The organism is Flaviaestuariibacter amylovorans (genome assembly GCF_039541815.1).
In the GTDB taxonomy this organism is placed as follows: Bacteria; Bacteroidota; Bacteroidia; order Chitinophagales; family Chitinophagaceae; genus Flavisolibacter; species Flavisolibacter amylovorans.
The window spans coordinates 817,911-835,280 of the sequence record NZ_BAABGY010000007.1; the positions used below are offsets into that span (position 1 = coordinate 817,911).

A 17,370-nucleotide genomic window follows, 5' to 3' on the forward strand; every position below is an offset into this window, starting at 1 on the left:
GTGTCCGTCAATCAACGGCTGCGGTGGACTCAGGCGCCTTTTCCTGAACGAGCACGCGTACTTCGGGCGTTTGCTCCGGGTCTTTTTTCCAGCGGAATTCTTCCTCTTTGATCTTCCAGATGAACCCGTCGAGGATATAGTGGGTCAGCTGCGGAAGGGCCAGCAGGGGCACCAGGAACGCGAGCGCCTCCTTCGGAAGCTCCACCTGCGGCCAGCGGCCCGTACCGAACACCGAAGGGTGCTCCTTCCACACGGCGAGGTCCCAAAGCCCCTCTTCCACAAAAGCAAACACGAACAGGAGGCCTACAAAGGCGAGCAGTCCCTTCCGCTTGAACAGGTATTGCAGGAACTGCGGGCCGCGGCCGCCCCGCACATAGCGCTTCCGGCCGTAGAGCCACACGAGGGCCATATAGGGGATGCCGTGGCTCACCACGTTGGTGATGGTGAAGGCCATATCACCGTTGAAGTAAACGATGCCGAAGTACCAGGAGGCCGCCGTGCCGCTCACCAGGGCAAGGCGGGGAACGTTGAGGCGCCGCTGCCGCCAGGTACGCGCACCTTCGGCAAAAAGATAGACTGCCAGTAGTAATACGTATGCGGTATTGAGCACGGGCACGATACCCGTGGCGCTCACGAATACGAAATCACCGTCGAGGAACCAGTTGAAATGACGCGGCCCCTGCAGGTGCCACCACAGCAGCGGGTACAGCGTTACGCCGTAGATGGCCCAGCGGTCGATCCGCGCCCACCAGCCGGTCTTCGACTCCTTGCGGCTGTAAATGCGCAGGAACCCGTATTGCTGCCGCACGAAATGGAACACGGCGATATAGGCGAGCAGGCGCCAGAACAACGGACCGCTGATGCTGTAGACCAGCACGCCCGCGGCATAAGCCCCCAGCGGAATCCCGCGCAGGAGCGCGCCCTGCTGCTTCCACGCCTCGGGATCGAAGTAGGTGCGGTAGAGCGTGCTGTACACGTGCGCCACGTCCACCAACAACACCAGCGCCACCCAGCCGGTTTCCGGCATGTCGGCCGTGTTCTGAAACAGCGCCGGGAACAGCGCGATAACGGCCAGGCTGAGGAAAGGCGGCAACAGGATAAATACGGTATCGGTCCATGCGGATCCGATCCAGGGTTGTGTGGGGCGTGCGTCAGGCATGGGCGAGGATTTTTTTAGCGGCGCCGAGGCCCTGGTAAAAAGCTTCTTCAAAGATGGAGATGCCGGCGAGGTCGCTGTGGGCAAAATGCACGCAGGGATGCGGACTCAGCGCGAGCTCCGCGCGAAGCGGGCCGTGCAGGAGGCCGGGGAGCGGCTGGGCCATCGCATGACCCCAGAGCAGTACGTCGAGCCGCTCCACGTGCTTCCGGATGCCCGGGTGCACCGGCTCCAGGTCGCGCAGCACGGTTTCTGCCCAGTGGGCATGATCGTGCCCGCGCGCCGCGCGGCGTGCCGCCTCCGGCGCCCCTTCGGTAAGCGGCAGGTAATAAGTAAGGTTGCGCAGCGGCGAGCGCTCGCGGATCAGCTGGTGCGTAGCATCCACGTACCCGAGTGAGGGCGAATCGTACAATACATTGTCCCAGCAACTGCCGACGCCCGGCCGCTCCGGGAGGTCGCGCACCTGCAGGTTGGCCACCATCCAGGGGGTGTAATGAAGGGCCTGCCGCGCGCGGTCGCGGCGGGAATGGTCGCGCATCAGGTGGGCGGCGGCAAACTGCGGGATCGCCAGCAGGCAGTGATCCGCGCCGTAGTGCATCGACGCATTCTTTTTTACGTCCAGTACATCTACGGTCACGCCTTTTCCCGCTGTGCGAAGGTGGAGGGCCACATGCCCCGTAAGAATACGGTCTTCGATGCCTTTGCGCAGCGCATCTACCAGAAAGGCATTGCCGTTGGGCCAGGTGAGCACGTCGCCTTGCGCAGCATTGGCGCCGGCGCCTTTACGGGCGGCGAAGTAATGGATGCCTGCCCAGGCACTCACCACGTCGTGGCGGGCGCCAAAGTCGTCGCGGGTGCAGTAATCGGCATACCAGTGCACGTAGGGGCTGCGGAAGCCCGCCTCCTCCATCCACTTCCGGAAGGTGATGCGGTCGAGCCCGGTGTAGCGGGCATCCCTGCTGGAGGCATCCACCGGGATGGCAAAGGCCGGGCGCCCGTCAGACCCGATCGCCTTTCGGAACTCGTCCATCCGGGCCAGGAAGCGATCGATCTCCCGCAGATCGGCGGCCGGCAGCCCGAACTGGGGCACCAATCCTTCCTGCCACCGGCCGTTGAGGAACAGCCGCTCCTGCGGGTCGAAGCACAGGTGGTATTCGTTGTATACCGGCCGCTGCAAGGCATCGAAGCCGGTCACTACATCGGCTTCCCGGAGAAACTGCAGGTACTCGGTCAGGTCGTTGTTGGGCGTGGGCACATAGTGCGCGCCCCAGGGAAAGGGAGAAATCGCGTTGCTTCCCGAGCGGGAATTACCGCCGGCCACGTCCTCGAGGTCCAGCACCTTGAAATCGTGGTAGCCGGCGCGTTCCAGGTGCCGGGCCGCCGAGAGGCCGGCCACGCCCGCACCCACGATCAGGATGCCGGTGCGCCGGAAGTCGTCGGAATGCGGGGGCTGCCGCTCGTCGCGCAGGAGGTGCCCCACAGCGGCATTGGCGCCGACGATGGCGCCCGGCACCGGCCGGGGGCGCTCCTTACCGCCACAGGCCGAAAGACCGGCAAGCGCGAGCGACAACTGCAGGAAATGACGGCGATCCATGGGCATCATTCGCTGTATTTGCTCCACTCCTCTTCGAAATAATGAACGAGCAGCTGGTTATTGAGCTTGTTGACGCCTATGGAGGCCGTGGTCCGCATATCCTTGGGGAACACCAGCATCTGCTCCATCGTCTGCTCGTTGAGAAAGCGCAGTCCCTTCGGGAGCGGGCTTTCTGCGGCGGGCGCCCCGGGTGCGAAGGCCATGATATAGCCCCATTCGCCAAACGAAGGCACGAAGTTGTGGTAAGGCACCGTGCGCAGGCCCACGGAGCGGATGGTGCTATCGACACACCAGAACGAGCGCGGTGCCACGTAGGGCGACGTGCTTTGCACCACGGCAACGCCGCCGGGCGCCAGCGAGCGCTTCACAAGCGTGTAAAAAAGATCCGTATAGAGCTTACCGATGGCGTAGTTGGATGGATCGGGGAAATCGATGATGATGGCGTCGAAGCGCTCGCGGTTGGCGCGCAGCCACACAAAGGCGTCGGCGTTACTGATCCGGACCCTGGGCTGCGCAAGCGCGCCGCCGTTGAGCCTTGCCAGCACTTCCTGCCCGCGGAACAGCTGCGTCATAGCCGGGTCGAGGTCCACGAGGTGCACGCGCTCTACGGAGGGATGCTTCAATACCTCGCGCACCGCGAGTCCGTCGCCACCGCCGAGCACCAGTACGTTGCGCGGGCGCCCGGCCTTGCTGAGCGCCGGGTGCACGAGCGCCTCGTGGTAGCGGTACTCGTCGGCGGAGGAAAACTGCAGGTTGCCGTTCAGGAACAGGCGCAGCTCGCGCCGGTTGCGGGTGAGCACGATGCGCTGGTAGGGCGTGGAGCGGGCGTATACCACCTGGTCGTTGAAGGTCATCGTTTCGCTGTAGTGCATCACCGTTTCGGAAAACACGAACACCACGAGCTCCGCGGCGATGAGCAGCACGGCGCCCCAGCGGAGCAGGGCGGGCCGGCGCAGCTCGGAGCGGAACTGGCCCGTGAGGTACCAGCCTACGGCGGTGTTGAGGATGCCGAAGAACAGCGCCGTGCGGATGAGGCCCAGGTGGGGCACCAGCAGCAGCGGGAAGAGCAGCGAGGCCAGCAGCGCGCCGATATAATCCACCGTGAACACGCGGCTCACGAGGTCGCGGAACTCCACCTTGTCTTTCAGGATGCGCATCAGGAGCGGCAGCTCGAGGCCCACCAGCATGCCGGTGGTGAACACGAGGCTGTAGAGCACCGTGCGGAACGAGAACACCACCGGGAACACCAGGAACAAGATGGTCGACGAGAAGCCGCCCACAAGCCCTACGAGCAGCTCGATGCGGATGAACCACTCCAGCAGGTTACCGCCCAGGAAGCGCGAGAGCCAGGAGCCTACGCCCATCGCAAACAGGTAGATGCCGATGATGAGGCTGAACTGCGTCACCGAGTCGCCGAGCAGGTAGGACGCCAGCGTACCGGCCACGAGCTCGTAGATCAGCCCACAGGTGGCGATGACAAAAACCGCCAGCAGCAAGAGCCACTGGGCGCCGATTCTGTTTCCGGTCATCGCTTAATGGATGGCCGAGGCGATGATGATGGCCATGGACACCATGAAGAAGCCCGCCAGGAGGGCTACTGCCACGTTCCTGTTTTCCAGCACCTCGCGGCGCAGGTTGTGCTTGGGCGTCAGTATTTCTACGAGGATGAAACAGACGAGCAGGATACCGAAGCCGAGGAAGGCGTAGATGATCGAATTGAGGATAGGACTGGGCATGGGATGCGTTTTAGTTATTTATGATAATGGTTTCCGGGGCCGCCCGCGTTCCACTCGTCGCGCGAGAAGCTGAGCATGCGGCGGCCGGTGAGGTCGTGAAAGGCCATCAGCGCGGTGAGCGCCAGCAGGAAGACCACGTACCACCGGAACGGGTAATAGGGCGAGGCCCGGTTGAAAAAATTAAGCTTCATGTTCGTAGGGTGTGAACGGGCTGTTGGCCCATCGCTTTTTTTCGTTGGTATTGACGCGGATATACTGCACGATGGGCCAGATCAGCAAGAGCAGGAAGGGGATCACGACGTTGCGGGTAGCCGGCACGTCGTACCGTACTTCTACCGACACGTGGGACGCCGGGTTGTAGGTAGCCTCCCGGAGGGCACGCAGCTGCAGGAAGTACGTACCGGCCGGGATCGCCGTCAGGTAGGCCTCCTCGCTCCTGTCGCCCTCCGACCAATGCTCGCCGTCGGAATAGCCCGAGTAATACTCCACTCCTTTCTCGAGGCCGTACTCCTTGCCGGTGCTTTTGTTGATCAGCGATGCCTCCACGGCCGCCCAGGTATTGTCGACCGGTGCATGGATCCGGAACTCCAGGTTGCTGCTGCCTTTCTCCAGCTTCCACTCCGGGCCTACGGCCGTCACCGTATCGCTCCCGGTGAAGTAGAGCGTCTCGCTCAGCAGCAGGCGCTCCTGGAGCGTGGTGCCGATGCTCCAGTGCACGATGAGCAGGAGCAGCAGTCCCACCACGGTAGCGCCGATCAATTTGTAACCATCGATATAGAACAGCGGCTCCACGGCGCCGACGCCTTTCTGCCAGGGCAGGCTGTCGGTGATCCCGAAAGCGGCGCCTACCTCTTTTTTGGGCACATGCTGGCCATGAAACCAGGTAACACTGCCGCGCTGATCGAACTCGACCGACCAGAGCTCCGGCGGAGAGATGTACTCCGACACCTCGGTCATACCCACATCGAAAAAGTGCCCGGGAAAGGAGCCTTCGGCGTGGTCCACGGAAAAATTATAGCGGTTGAACAGCTGGAAGGGCTCGTTGTCGACCTCGAACGACTGCGCTTTCGGCTTCAGCAGCACCGGCCCGTCGATGCGCTCGCGGAGGTACAGCCAATGCCCGTCGAACTCGCTCAGGAAGGCGTAGCCCTCGAAGCGGTTCCAGAGCACGTACTCGCGCCATTGGCTCCGGTAGCGGTTCTCTTCCACCTTGCGGGAATAACCTACCACCTCGTAATTAATGCCGAAGAGAGTGCCGCTGCTGCCTACCGGGATGACTGGCGTGGGGTCGGTTTCATTGCGCCCGTTGGCGACAAACGTGTTGCCCGAATCGGAAAGTGCCAGGTGGTGCCCGCAATGATCGCAGTGGCCGCTCTGCGCGTAGGGAAAGTTGCGGATGCGCACCGGCCGGTTGCACTTGGTGCAGGAAAAATCCTTGATACCGGCACCTTCTGGCTCCGGACGGGTGTTGGTAAACCCGAACGAATCGAAGCTTGCCGGGAACTCCTCGAAGGTGACCGTATGATTACGGGTGAACTCGAAGATGACGAAGTGCCGGCCCCCGGGGTCGGCGAAACTGAATTCCCGGAACCGCTCGCTGCGTGGCGGCAGGAACAACTCCCCTTCCACTTCCCATTGCCGGCACTGGCCTTTGCCCACCAGCAGGTAGGGCGTTTCTTTGAAAAGGTCGCGCCGCGCCCCGATCTTGAGGGCATCGAGGTCGTCGGGCGTGAAACGGCGCTCGATGGTGGTTGAACGCAGCACCGAGTACAGGCCATAGCCTTCACCGAGCCACGAAAGCTCGCCATCGTCAAATAGGATCGTCCAGTAGTTATACGCCGTGCCGGGGAAGAAGGCCCGGATACGCCCGAGCACTGTAAAGGGACGTCCCTGCCATTGCCCCTGGGTGCCGGGCTGCAGCAACTCAAAGGGCGCGTCGATCCGGTAATAGCCTCGTGTGGCCAGGGTGCCGTCCTCTTTATGCTCCACTACGGCCCCGCAGGTACACACTTTCAGGTTGACGCCCTCGGCGGCATAGGGCAACATGGCCCCGCAGCCCGGGCAGGTATGCAGTTTCCGGCCCATGATCAGCGTTTGAGGGATTGCTCCTGTACCACTTCGGCACCGAAGTAGTTCTGGATTGCCTGGAAAAGATGGTGTACGGTGCCGTCGTTGCTGCGCAGGTGGTTGCTTAGGTAAATGTCCATATTGAGCAGCCCGTGCTCCGGCCAGGTGTGCACCGAGAGATGGCTCTCGGAAAGGCACACGACCGCCGTAAACCCACCGGGCTCAAAGTCGTGGTAGACGTCGCCGAGGCGTTGCAGACCGGCGTCGTCGATCAGGGGATGGAGAAAGTCGCGGAAGGCTGCGGCCCGCTGCAGCAGCGCGGCGTCGGGCACGCGGAGGGTAGCGATGAGGTGGGTACCGGGCTGGTAGCTCATAAGCAGGGTCTCGATTCGGGCCGGAAAATACGGCATTTCGGCGGCACAAATCAACACCGGGCTTCCCGGAAGAGACATATTTGACCACACGCTACATTGGAGGCGTAGACGCGATCAACTACCCGCATGTTATCCCACCAACCTGCATTTCTGCCGGGCAATTGGGCAACCGCCCACGCATTGCAGAACCAAATCGTCCAGTGATACTGCTGAGAAAATGCAAACCTTGAATGCAGCATCTACCTGAGCTCAGATCGCCTGGCTGAAGATCGGGCCCGCCAGGTTGGATGCTTCCGCGCGGATCTTGTACAGGTCGAAAGGTGCGCAACAATTGCGGATGAAATAGTGTCCAAGCGAGGTGAGCTCCAGGCCGCCCTCATCCCAGGTAAGGAGCCCGTCGGCGGCAAGGGGCTTCAGGCGCGGGAACACGAACTGCCGCAGCAGGGCTCCGTCTTCGGGCCGGAACCGCGTGATACCGGTACAGGTGATATCGAGGATGTAGCGCCGGAAGGCCCGGTCCTCGGCGCTCATCACATGCCCCTTTTGCACCGGAAGCTCGCCCCGGTCTACAGCCGCATAGTAGTCGTGCAGCGTCTTGGCATTCTGCGCAAACGCGATCCCGGCATCGGAGATGCTGGAGACACCCAGTCCGAGCAGTAATTTGGTGGCTTGCGTGGTATAGCCCATGAAGTTGCGGTGCAGCCGGCCTTCCCGGCGCGCGGCGGCGAGCTCGTCGCCCGGCAGGGCAAAGTGATCCATCCCGACGTCGACATAGCCCGCCTGCTGCAGCAACTCCTTCCCTTTCAGGTACAGGCCGATCTTCTCCTCCGGTGTGGGCAGGTCCCGCTCGTCGAAGAGGCGCTGCGCACGGCTCGTCCAGGGCACGTGTGCGTAGCTGTAGAAGGCGATGCGGTCGGGACGCAGGTCGATCACGGAGTTGATCGTATGCTCCATGCCCGAAAGCGTCTGCAGCGGCAACCCGTAAATGAGGTCGAAGTTGATCGAGGTGAAGCCCGCCTCCCGAGCCGCGTCGGTGGCCTTCTGGACGTGCCCGAAGGGCTGGACGCGGTTGATGACGCGCTGCACTTCCGGGTCGAGGTCCTGCACGCCGTAGGAAATGCGCCGGAAGCCCGCGTCGTACAGTATGGCCAGGTGCGCCGCCGTGGTGTTGTTCGGGTGCCCCTCGATGCTGAACCCATGCTGCGGGTGCACGATGCTTCCTTTGAGGAGGTTGTGGAGCAGCCGCTTCAGGTTGCGGGGCGAAAAGAAGGTGGGCGTTCCGCCGCCGAGGTGCAGCTCGCGTACGACCGGCGTTTGCTGCATGAGGCTGCGGTACAGCTTCCATTCCTTTTCCACGGCGGCGAGGTACGCCTCCTCCACCGAGTGGTTGGTGGTGATCTTCTTGTTGCAGCCGCAATAGGTACACAGGCTTTCGCAGAACGGAAGGTGCACGTACAGCGAAATGCCGCGGGTGTGGTTCTCCTCGTGAAATTGCCGGCGGAACAGGGCCGTCCATTCGGTAACATCGGGTTCCGCTTGCCAGAACGGTACCGTGGGATAACTGGTATAGCGGGGCACGGGCTGGTTGTATTTACGCACGAGTACCGGGTTCAACTCTTGGGGGCTCATGGCACAAAAGTACCCGCGCGGGTGCGGCATGGGACTGACGCGCGTTAGGCCGTTTGGCGAGTCTGGTCAGGCGTCTCGCCAGTCAATAATCAGGAAAACAGGCGCTCCGGGATGCTGCAGGCGACATGCGTGTTCGCTGCGCTTACGGGTTCACACGGCGGCACGGAGGCACGACTGCGCGGCGCCAGGATGCACTTGCTTTCTCTGAGTTGCTCTGGGTTTGGCGGCCGCACGCGGCCTTGCTTTTCTCAAAGTGGCACGCGGGTTTCACGCGGAGGCGCGAAGACGCGGAGTTCGCAGGGAATATTCGCCGCATTAAAAAAGCGACCTGCCTACCGCAGCAGTAATTTAATTGAACAGGGTGGTAGACATAATTAGTGGTCACAGGTCAAAGTGCGAATCTGGTGCGCAGCGGCGCGATAGAAGCCGTACAACAAGCAAGATCAGCAGTTAGCGACGAAATAGTACTCTCAGCGTGCACTGCGCCGTGGCGTCTACGCGAGAAGCCCGCGTCGATCTTTCAGAACAGCCAGGCGCTTGCGCCGGGACAATCCAACTCCGCGTCAGCGAGGCTCGTGACTCGATCACCCGCATGTTTAATACAGCAGGTTCTTCAGCTTATCGAGGTTGATGATCGAGATCTTGCCCGACTTGATGTCGATCAGCTTCTCGCTCTTGAAATCGCTCAGCGTGCGGATCAGCGATTCGGTGGCGGTGCCGATGTACTGGGCGATGTCGTCGCGGGAAAACTCGATCACGGAATCCGGGCGCTGGCTGTAGAATTTCCCGTGGATGTCGACAAGGGCCTTGGCCACGCGCTTCCGCAGCGAGCTGTAGGCCAGGTTGAGGAGGCGCTCTTCCTTCTCCTTCACGTTCTGCGTTACGATCCGGATGAACTTGGCGGCGATGTTGATGTCGCTGTAGATCATCTGCAAAAACTCGTCGCGCGGGATCTGCATCAGCTCCGCGTCTTCGAGCACGGTAGCCGTATCGTCGTAATGCATATCCTCGATGAGGGCGGTGTACCCGATGAAGTCGCCGGCGCTGTACAGGTCGGTGATGTATTCCTTGCCGTCCTCATGCGTCTTGAAGGCCTTCACCTTACCGCTCACCAGGTAATAGAGGTACCGGGGGCGCTTGCCTTCGCCGTACACGGTCTGCTTCTTCGAGAAGTGCTCCACGTCGTACTGGCCGGAGAGCTGCTTCAGCATGCCTGTGTCCTTCACGTCCTTCACGAACTGCGAAAGACCCTGTGCCGACGGCGCATAATTATGCTCCAGCACCTCCGACTTTTTCAGCCGCACCTCGATGGCATTGAGCAGCTCGATATCCTCGAACGGCTTCGTCACATAGTCGTCGGCGCCCATCTCCATGCCCTTGCGGAAGTCGCTGCGCTCCGTTTTGGCGGTGAGGAAGATGAACGGGATCCGCTCCGTGTCGGGGTTCTTCTTAAGCAGGTGCAGCACGCCGTAGCCGTCGAGCTCAGGCATCATGATATCGCACACGATGAGGTCGGGCTTTTCGCGGGTGGCCACTTCCACGCCCCGCTTGCCGTTTTCGGCGGTCAGGGTCTGGTAGCCGGCTAGGTCGAGGATCTCCGCCGTGTTCTCGCGCAGGTCGTTGTTATCGTCTATGACCAGGATCGTTTTTGCCATGGGAGTCATGCGTGTTTAGGGAGGCGCAGCGTCACCGTGGTGCCTTCGCCCAGTTTACTGTTCAGGTTGATCGTGCCGCCCATCAGGTCCGTGTATCGTTTTACGATGTGCAGGCCAAGGCCCGTGCCCTGGATGTTGAGCGCATTCCGGCCCCTGAAGAAGGTGCTGAAAAGATGCTCCTGGTCTTCCTCCGAGATGCCGATGCCCCGGTCGCGCACGGTCAGCAGCACCTCGTCGTCGGCCACGATGCTCCGTACTTCTACGGTGCTGCCGGTATCGGAGAACTTGAGGGCATTGCTTACCAGGTTGATGAGGATGTTGCGGAGCAGCCGCTTGTCGTTGTATACGGTAGTACCGCCCTTATGCTCGTAATGGATCTCCTGCCCTTCCTTCACGAGGCCCCGCACCTCGTCGAGGCAGTCGGTGATATTTTCCGGGAGGTCGAAGTCGTCCATCTGGGCGCCGATCTTACCCTCGTCGAGCTTGCCGAGCGACAGGAAGTCCTCCAGCAGGTCGTTGAGGTGTTTTACCGACTCGCGGATGCGGTTGATATGCCGGTCGCGGTTGGCCTGCTGCTCGGTGGTGGTGTACTTGGCCAGCAGCGAGGCCGAGGAGAGCACGGCGGAGAGCGGCGTCCGGAATTCGTGGGAGGCCATCGATACGAAGCGGCTCTTGATCTCGTTGAGCTGGCGCTCCTTGTCGAGGGCCTCGCTGAGCTCGGCCTGCGACTGCTCGAGCCGCTGAAGTGCCTCTTTGAGGATAAGCGTGCGCTCTTCCACCTTCACTTCGAGCTCCGCATTCAGCTTACGCACGTCGTTGGTCACCTTTTCGAGCTGCTGTTGCTGCTCGAGCATGCTGCGCTCGGCTTCCTTGCGCTGGGTGATGTCGACGATAAAAGCGATGGCATAATGCACGTCGTGCTGGCGATAGGAAGAAAGGCTCACTTCTACCGGGAAGGTGCTGCCATCCTTGCGCTGCCCGTTCAGGTCGCGGCCGTGGCCCATCTTCCGGTTGCTGGGTCCTTCGTAAAATTCGTTACGGAGCTGCACATGGCCGGTCCGGTATTTCTTCGGGATCAGCGATTCGATAAGCTGCCCGCGCAGCTCTTCCTCTTCGTAGCCGAACATGCGGCAGGCAGCCGGGTTCACCAGCACGATCTCCGCGCGGTTGTTGGTGAGGATAATGCCTTCCGTGGCGTTTTCGAAGAGCGAGGTCATGTGCGACTCGTCGAACTGCATGCGCTGGATCAGGCTTTTGATATACAGTACGATCAGCGTGGTGAAAAGCACCAGCAGGGCCATGAACCCGTATTGCGACCAGCCGAGCCCGTGCTCCTCTACGATGTCGCGCACGAGAAAGCCGCACACCACGAGGAAGGAGACGACGCCGGCGATGATGGTGGAGCTGCGGGTGGAAACGAATACCGACAGGAAGATGACCACCAGCAACCCGCTGAGCGTGATGGAATACCCGGGGAGGTAAAAGTTGGCAAGTAGTGTAAGTACGAAGGCAAGCGCCGCGTACCCGCTTGCCTGCCGGTCCGAAAGCTGCGGCATCTTCACTGGATCACGGTTTTCGCAAACATAATAAAGAACCTCAAAGGGCCATCAGTTCTTTTTCGAGCTCCTGCACGCGCGGAAAGAGGATGTTGTTCTCCAGGTGCTTGTGCTGCACCAGGTCTTCATCAAACTCCCGGAGCCTGTGGTAGATGACCTGGTGGTTGGTGCAGGCCGCATCCCCGAAGCGGTAGTGATCGGTGATGCTGCGCAGCTCCGACAGCAGCACCGAAATGCGCTTGTGCTCCTTTTCGACAACCGGGCCCAGCCGCAGCCCCAGGGTACGAATGAACAGCTTGCCATAGCTTTCCTTACCGGCAGCCGCGCTCACCACCTGGCGCATATAGGGGAAGATGCGCGCCTCCTCTTCGTTCGTATGCTCGATGAGCTGCGTCAGCAGGTTAAGGTAACATTCTTCCACCCGAACGAGGTAGGGATACTTTTTGGTATGCCCTTTCACGAAGGCCGACAGCTGGCTGGCGAGCGCCGCCCCCGTTTCGCGGATATAGGCATGGTGGATGTGGGTGATGTAGTCGATCAGGAAGGGCAGCGGCCACTGCTCGAAGCGGACCGACGACGGTAATACGCGCATCCGGCGCGCGTTGTCGAGCTCCGACTGGATCGACCCGGCATCGAGTCCCTGGAGGCGGCAGACCTCGGCGAGCGGCAGGTTGCCGCCGCAGCAGTAGTTGATGCCCCATTTCTTAAAAACGTCGGCGGTGCGGTAATCGGCCCGCACGATCTCGGATACGGTGGGGTCGCTGGCGATGGATTGACTCTTCATGGTGCGTGGCTCGGTGGCGTTTCGGTACGCCGGCGTAGCAAAAGTATCCGTCCCGGCCCGCCGAAAAACTGACCTGCATCAGCCCCAAACCTGAGTTTGCCCGTTACTGCCGCAGCAGGATACGCCGCTGCACGAGGCGCCGCCGGAGGTCTTCGACCGCCACGACATAGGCACCCGCGGGATAAGCAGCGACCGGGAGCCGCACCGCGCGGTAGCCGGTCGCGGATGCCAGCAACTGGCCGCTGAGCGTGTAGAGCCGGACCGCGATCCAGGTGGCTGCACCGCTTGCGGGACGCACCGTGACGTAACTGGCGGCCGGGTTCGGGAAGAGGATGGGCTCGGGCAACGCTTCCGGAGTGGTGGCGGACGTGGCCACGTTTCCTACTTCCGTGCGGACTACAAAAAAGTCGGAAAGGCCACCGGCAGCTACGATCGGGGTGTTGCCTGCCTGGAGGTCGCCGGCGAAATGCCCCGCGAGGTAAAGTTGCCCGCCCGGCGACAGGGCCAGGGCCGTGGCCCTGTCGTTCGTTCCGGGTGTGCTGTCCAGGGAATCCGGCCGGAGGATGTTCCCGGTGCCGGCATCGAAGGTGGCGAGGAACATGTCGTATAAGCTGTTGGGCGGGTTCTCGAGGCTCATGCCTCCGAAATCGAGCAGGCCCGGGTAGGCACCGGCCAGGTATACCTTGTTGTTTTGTACGGCCACGGCCACCGCATTCGTGCTGGCGTTGGTTCCGGCGGTGCGCCCCCAGAGGAGGTTGCCGGCAGCATTCAGCTTGAGCAGGAGCGGTGTCGAATGATTCCCCTGGCTGTTCAGCACCGGAAAGCCCGCGGCCACGTCGCCGGGCCAGCCGCCTCCTGCAAAATAAAGGTTACCGGCAGCGTCCTCGGCCGGCTGGCCGATGATGCCGGAAGCGATGACATTGCCCTTTTTCCAGAGCAGACGCCATTGCTCATCGAAGCAGCCGATAAAGAGGCTGGTGCGCACCGGCTCGCCGGCAAAGTCGAGCGTATCGTTGTAAGGAGGCTGCGTGTTAAAGGTCTGGCTTCCCGAGACTACGAAACGGCCGGTACGCGTGCGCAGCACGTTGAAGTAGACGAGGCTGGTTGCCAGGTTCGAACCTGTCAGCACGTCCATGGTGATCTGCGGCTTCAGGAGCGCCGTTGCGTTGCCCTGTGCATCGTAGGTAAGGACAAAGGTGCGGGCGGAGTCGGCGGTTGGCCCGTTATAGACGGGCCCTGCCGCAAGGAAGCAGAGCACGTCCACCCCACCTCCAGGACGCGCAATGAGATCGTAGATCTTGTAGCGGCTGTTGGTGAGCTCCGATGCGGTGTCCGGCGCCAGCTGCCGGAGCCAGCGAAACGTTCCCGACGTATCGTATTGCGCGATGAATACACGCTTCGCCGAACCCACCGGCTGGATACTGTCGGTATCGTAATGAACGAGCGTCTCGCCGGGGTTGTTCACCGGGTGCGGCGGTGCAACGTTTCCTGCAATGTAGATATTGCCGACGGTATCCAGGTCCAGGGCACGCGGCCGCTCCTCCCAGTACCCGCCGATCAGCTTTTTCCAGCGGAACGCACCGTCCTTGCGGTAGGAAAGCAACAGGATATCCGACTGGCCGTAACCGGTCACCGAACCCGGAACACCGGAGAGCGTGAGCGGCTGCACGGTTGCTACCCGGCACAGAAGGTATACATTGCCTGCCTTGTCCGTTCTCATTTCCACCACCTCCTCCTGGAACGGGTTGGCGGAATTGGTCGGGGAGCCCCCGCGGGCGGCCCATTGCCATACCGGCGGCTGCGCGGATAGGGAGCTCGCCAGGTGGAGCATCAGGATTGTCAGGAGTGATCTCATATGTATTGGTCAATAGTGCCGAAGAGTAGCCTACGAAGGAAGAAAACTACGAAAAAACGGGGTCGTGGCCATCAGGGCGGCCTTGCTTACAATGCGGCAAATACCTTAGATTTGAACAAACAAAACGTTCGCTATGTCCCTATTTAACACCGGAAAGAAAAACGACAAAGGCGCCGGCAAAGGCCAGAAGCCGGGACCTGCCTCCAAAGGTTCCTCCTTTATCAAAGGCGGCAATGCTTCCAAGCCCGCGGGCGCACCCAAGAAAGTGCGGTCCACCGGCGCCAACCGCGGCAGCTGATCTTCTTCAACCGATATGCCCCGGCGATACAGCCGGGGCTTTTTCATGCCCCTACGTAACGCCCGTTCCACCGCCACGTATTTATACGATCCGTCCCGCGTCAGCAATCATCATCCCCGGCCGCTCCGCCGGGGTTTCGCGTTTTAGTTAGCCTACCACCTGATCAAAATCAGCTTCCGGGCACAGTGGCGTCAGCGGCGGCCCCGGCAGGCGCGGATAGCTTTGCACTTCAACCACCTATTTATGGAACTGACTGAAAAGATCCGCACCCGGCCCGGCACCGACTCAAAGCCAACCGAGGCCGAATTCGATGCCTCCTTCAAGCCGCGCGGCGCCATCGCCTTCTTCCTGCTGCTCGTGCTGCTTTCGCTTGCCACCTGGTACGGCATCTATTTCCTCATGCTGCAACGCGGCTAAACACACACTGCTATGGCCTTCGACAAATCCGAAAAGAAAGTACTCCTGCTCACCGGCGCGCTGATGTCGCTGTTCGTCTTCTCCGTGCTCTATGCCCGGGATAAATACAACGACGCGCCCGAGTGCCTGCCTTACGATAAAGTTTACGAGACGCCGAAAGTGACGAAGATCGACGACAAGACCTACCAGGTGTATGCCGTGGCCGGCATGTGGCAGTTCGAGCCCTCCGAAGTCTATATCCCTACCGGCTCCGAGGTCGACTTCTTCGTGACCTCCAAAGACGTGGTGCACGGCTTCAACATTGCCGAAAAGAATGTGAACCTGATGGCCGTCTACGGCAACATCAACAAGTCGACGGTGAAGTTCGACAAACCGGGCGTGTACACCATTACCTGCCACGAATACTGCGGCGCCGGCCACCAGAACATGCAGGCCCAGGTAATCGTGAACGATCCCACCGCTACCAAATAACCTTGTTTCCGCACACGTAAAAGCAACCAAATGAACGTCTCGAAATCACTGAAGCGCCTGATCTACTGGGAACTCGGTATCCCCATCGCCATGCTTTCCATCGGCATCTACCACGGGCTGATGCAGACCATCTACCGCTCCGGCGCCATTCATGAATCCAAGATGGCCGGGCTCGACTACTACCAGGGCCTTACCCTTCACGGCGTCATCAACGCCGTGGTGCTCACCACCTTTTTTGCCGTCGCCTTCGGGCATGCCACCATGGCCTTCTACCTGAAGCGCGAGCCCAACAAGGCCAACGCCTGGATCTCGTTCTGGCTGATGACCGTGGGCACCGTGATGGCCGCCTGGGCCATGATCGCCGGCAAGGCCTCCGTACTGTATACCTTTTACCCGCCACTCAAAGCACACCCCCTATTCTACCTCGGCGCCGCCCTGCTGATCGTAGGCTCCTGGCTGCCGCTGTTCGACTGGGCCCGGATGTACCGCGCCTGGAAGCGGGAACACCCGACCACCAAAACGCCGCTCGCCGTACTCGGCACGCTGGTCAACTTCATCATCTGGTTCGTGTGCACACTCGCGGTAGCCTACGAGGTACTTGTATTATTACTGCCCTGGGCCATGGGCTGGACGCAGACGGTGAACGTAACCCTTGCCCGCACGCTGTTCTGGTTCTTCGGCCATGCGCTGGTGTATTTCTGGCTGCTGCCTGCCTACATCATGTTCTACACCATGCTGCCCAAGCTGGCCGGGGGCAAGCTCTTCTCCGACCTGGCCGGCCGCATCGCCCTCTTCGGGTTCCTGCTGCTGTCGGTGCCGGTGGGCGTGCACCACCAGTTCGGCGACCCCACCATCACCAAAGGCGTCAAGATGTTCCAGGGATTCCTCACCTACGGCGTGGCCATCCCGAGCTTCATTACGGCCTTTACCATCGCCGCCACGCTCGAATACGCCGGCCGCCGCCGTGGCGCTAGGGGCCTGCTCGGCTTCTTCGGCAAGCTCCCCTACCTCGACCCGAAGCGCTTCCTGTTCGCTTACCTCATTGCCGGCCTCTTCCTGTTCATCTTCGGTGGCGTCACGGGCATCGTGAACGCCTCTTACCAGCTCAATAACGTGGTGCACAACACCGCGTGGATGCCGGGCCACTTCCACATGACCGTTGCCGGCCCCGTGTTCCTCGCCATCATCGGCATGAGCGTGTACCTCTACTCGCGGATGTCGGGCAAAAAGATCTTCCTGCCGCGCATCAACGTCATTGTGCCCTACCTCTGGGTAATCGGCATCCTCATCTTCTCCACCGGTCTCTCCTGGGGCGGGTTGCAGGGCGAGCCGCGCCGCACCAACCTGGGCCTCACCTACCTCAACCCCGAGCACCCGCTCTATACGCCCGAATGGGTGCCCACCACGCTGATGGCCGTTTGCGGCGGCATCATCATGACGGTGGCCGCGGTGCTCTTCTTCATCGTGTTTTTCGGCACCATCCTCAGCAAGCGCACCGCGGAAGCCGTGCTGGAGCTGCCCGTGAGCGAGGCCCTGCACGACGAGAAGCGGATCCCGCTCTTCGACAGCTTCCGCCCCTGGCTCGTTACGATGGCCGTAATCCTGGTGCTGGCTTATACGCCGGCGCTGTTCGACGCCAGTAAAAACCCGGGTAAGGGCGCGCCCCGTTTCACGCCCGACAACCCCGCGCCCATCGAGGCGACTACCTCCGCCAAGCTTGCTCCGGCTGCTGTGGCGAAACAGTAGAAAGAAATACGGGCGACCACCTGGTCGCCCGT

Annotated in this window: 16 protein-coding genes; 4 read left to right on the forward strand and 12 right to left on the reverse strand. The window is 61.3% G+C overall.

Annotated features, from left to right (window positions below; all coding sequences use genetic code 11):
* Positions 1–7: 7 nt before the first annotated feature.
* The 12 genes from ABD937_RS12020 to ABD937_RS12075 all read right to left on the reverse strand — a co-directional run bounded on the left by ABD937_RS12020 (position 8) and on the right by ABD937_RS12075 (position 14,406).
* A complete protein-coding gene (locus ABD937_RS12020; RefSeq protein ID WP_345255970.1) occupies positions 8–1,159 on the reverse strand; it encodes a hypothetical protein in 1,152 nt (383 codons plus the stop codon).
* A complete protein-coding gene (locus tag ABD937_RS12025) occupies positions 1,152–2,759 on the reverse strand; it encodes a flavin monoamine oxidase family protein (RefSeq protein ID WP_345255971.1) in 1,608 nt (535 codons plus the stop codon). The genes ABD937_RS12020 and ABD937_RS12025 overlap by 8 nt, the downstream gene beginning before the upstream one ends.
* Positions 2,756–4,279 (reverse strand): polyamine aminopropyltransferase, encoded by a 1,524-nt coding sequence (locus tag ABD937_RS12030; RefSeq protein ID WP_345255972.1) that lies wholly within the window; start codon positions 4,277–4,279, stop codon positions 2,756–2,758. The genes ABD937_RS12025 and ABD937_RS12030 overlap by 4 nt, the downstream gene beginning before the upstream one ends.
* A 3-nt stretch (positions 4,280–4,282) precedes the next feature.
* Entirely contained in the window at positions 4,283–4,486 is a 204-nt protein-coding gene (locus tag ABD937_RS12035) for a DUF350 domain-containing protein (RefSeq protein WP_345255973.1), read from the reverse strand.
* A gap of 14 nt (positions 4,487–4,500) precedes the next feature.
* Positions 4,501–4,677 carry a hypothetical protein gene (locus ABD937_RS12040; RefSeq protein WP_345255975.1) on the reverse strand — a complete coding sequence of 59 codons (177 nt, stop codon included), beginning with the start codon at positions 4,675–4,677 and terminating at the stop codon, positions 4,501–4,503.
* The gene (locus ABD937_RS12045; RefSeq protein ID WP_345255976.1) at positions 4,667–6,571 is read right to left on the reverse strand and encodes a DUF4178 domain-containing protein; all 1,905 of its coding nucleotides are present in this window, start codon (positions 6,569–6,571) and stop codon (positions 4,667–4,669) included. Before ABD937_RS12045 ends, ABD937_RS12040 begins: the two co-directional genes overlap by 11 nt.
* A gap of 2 nt (positions 6,572–6,573) precedes the next feature.
* The gene (locus ABD937_RS12050) at positions 6,574–6,927 is read right to left on the reverse strand and encodes an S-adenosylmethionine decarboxylase family protein (RefSeq protein ID WP_345255978.1); all 354 of its coding nucleotides are present in this window, start codon (positions 6,925–6,927) and stop codon (positions 6,574–6,576) included.
* A 249-nt stretch (positions 6,928–7,176) separates the two neighbouring features.
* A complete protein-coding gene (gene hemN, locus ABD937_RS12055; RefSeq protein ID WP_345255979.1) occupies positions 7,177–8,556 on the reverse strand; it encodes an oxygen-independent coproporphyrinogen III oxidase in 1,380 nt (459 codons plus the stop codon).
* Positions 8,557–9,152: 596 nt separating this feature from the next.
* Positions 9,153–10,211 (reverse strand): response regulator, encoded by a 1,059-nt coding sequence (locus tag ABD937_RS12060; protein ID WP_345255980.1) that lies wholly within the window; start codon positions 10,209–10,211, stop codon positions 9,153–9,155.
* 5 nt (positions 10,212–10,216) lie between these two features.
* Positions 10,217–11,767 (reverse strand): sensor histidine kinase, encoded by a 1,551-nt coding sequence (locus ABD937_RS12065; protein ID WP_345255982.1) that lies wholly within the window; start codon positions 11,765–11,767, stop codon positions 10,217–10,219.
* A 40-nt stretch (positions 11,768–11,807) separates the two neighbouring features.
* Positions 11,808–12,551 carry a DUF542 domain-containing protein gene (locus ABD937_RS12070; protein WP_345255983.1) on the reverse strand — a complete coding sequence of 248 codons (744 nt, stop codon included), beginning with the start codon at positions 12,549–12,551 and terminating at the stop codon, positions 11,808–11,810.
* Between the two features lie 103 nt (positions 12,552–12,654).
* A complete protein-coding gene (locus ABD937_RS12075) occupies positions 12,655–14,406 on the reverse strand; it encodes a T9SS type A sorting domain-containing protein (RefSeq protein WP_345255984.1) in 1,752 nt (583 codons plus the stop codon).
* Positions 14,407–14,539: 133 nt separating this feature from the next.
* Between ABD937_RS12075 and ABD937_RS12080 the strand changes: the two genes are divergently transcribed.
* From ABD937_RS12080 to ABD937_RS12095, 4 genes are all read left to right on the forward strand, one after another.
* A complete protein-coding gene (locus ABD937_RS12080; RefSeq protein ID WP_345255985.1) occupies positions 14,540–14,704 on the forward strand; it encodes a hypothetical protein in 165 nt (54 codons plus the stop codon).
* Between the two features lie 243 nt (positions 14,705–14,947).
* Entirely contained in the window at positions 14,948–15,121 is a 174-nt protein-coding gene (locus ABD937_RS12085) for a cytochrome c oxidase subunit 2A (protein WP_345255987.1), read from the forward strand.
* Between the two features lie 12 nt (positions 15,122–15,133).
* Entirely contained in the window at positions 15,134–15,592 is a 459-nt protein-coding gene (locus ABD937_RS12090; protein ID WP_345255988.1) for a cytochrome c oxidase subunit II, read from the forward strand.
* Between the two features lie 30 nt (positions 15,593–15,622).
* Positions 15,623–17,338 (forward strand): cbb3-type cytochrome c oxidase subunit I, encoded by a 1,716-nt coding sequence (locus tag ABD937_RS12095; protein WP_345255989.1) that lies wholly within the window; start codon positions 15,623–15,625, stop codon positions 17,336–17,338.
* Positions 17,339–17,370 lie beyond the last annotated feature (32 nt).

What these genes read in the sequence shown, in the direction of transcription:
- ABD937_RS12020 (WP_345255970.1), bottom strand. Translation starts at nt 1,159, where the DNA reads ATGCCTGACGCACGCCCCACACAACCCTGGATCGGATCCGCATGGACC.
- ABD937_RS12025 (WP_345255971.1), bottom strand. Translation starts at nt 2,759, where the DNA reads ATGATGCCCATGGATCGCCGTCATTTCCTGCAGTTGTCGCTCGCGCTT.
- ABD937_RS12030 (WP_345255972.1), bottom strand. Translation starts at nt 4,279, where the DNA reads ATGACCGGAAACAGAATCGGCGCCCAGTGGCTCTTGCTGCTGGCGGTT.
- ABD937_RS12035 (WP_345255973.1), bottom strand. Translation starts at nt 4,486, where the DNA reads ATGCCCAGTCCTATCCTCAATTCGATCATCTACGCCTTCCTCGGCTTC.
- ABD937_RS12040 (WP_345255975.1), bottom strand. Translation starts at nt 4,677, where the DNA reads ATGAAGCTTAATTTTTTCAACCGGGCCTCGCCCTATTACCCGTTCCGG.
- ABD937_RS12045 (WP_345255976.1), bottom strand. Translation starts at nt 6,571, where the DNA reads ATGGGCCGGAAACTGCATACCTGCCCGGGCTGCGGGGCCATGTTGCCC.
- ABD937_RS12050 (WP_345255978.1), bottom strand. Translation starts at nt 6,927, where the DNA reads ATGAGCTACCAGCCCGGTACCCACCTCATCGCTACCCTCCGCGTGCCC.
- hemN (WP_345255979.1), bottom strand. Translation starts at nt 8,556, where the DNA reads ATGAGCCCCCAAGAGTTGAACCCGGTACTCGTGCGTAAATACAACCAG.
- ABD937_RS12060 (WP_345255980.1), bottom strand. Translation starts at nt 10,211, where the DNA reads ATGGCAAAAACGATCCTGGTCATAGACGATAACAACGACCTGCGCGAG.
- ABD937_RS12065 (WP_345255982.1), bottom strand. Translation starts at nt 11,767, where the DNA reads ATGCCGCAGCTTTCGGACCGGCAGGCAAGCGGGTACGCGGCGCTTGCC.
- ABD937_RS12070 (WP_345255983.1), bottom strand. Translation starts at nt 12,551, where the DNA reads ATGAAGAGTCAATCCATCGCCAGCGACCCCACCGTATCCGAGATCGTG.
- ABD937_RS12075 (WP_345255984.1), bottom strand. Translation starts at nt 14,406, where the DNA reads ATGAGATCACTCCTGACAATCCTGATGCTCCACCTGGCGAGCTCCCTA.
- ABD937_RS12080 (WP_345255985.1), top strand. Translation starts at nt 14,540, where the DNA reads ATGTCCCTATTTAACACCGGAAAGAAAAACGACAAAGGCGCCGGCAAA.
- ABD937_RS12085 (WP_345255987.1), top strand. Translation starts at nt 14,948, where the DNA reads ATGGAACTGACTGAAAAGATCCGCACCCGGCCCGGCACCGACTCAAAG.
- ABD937_RS12090 (WP_345255988.1), top strand. Translation starts at nt 15,134, where the DNA reads ATGGCCTTCGACAAATCCGAAAAGAAAGTACTCCTGCTCACCGGCGCG.
- ABD937_RS12095 (WP_345255989.1), top strand. Translation starts at nt 15,623, where the DNA reads ATGAACGTCTCGAAATCACTGAAGCGCCTGATCTACTGGGAACTCGGT.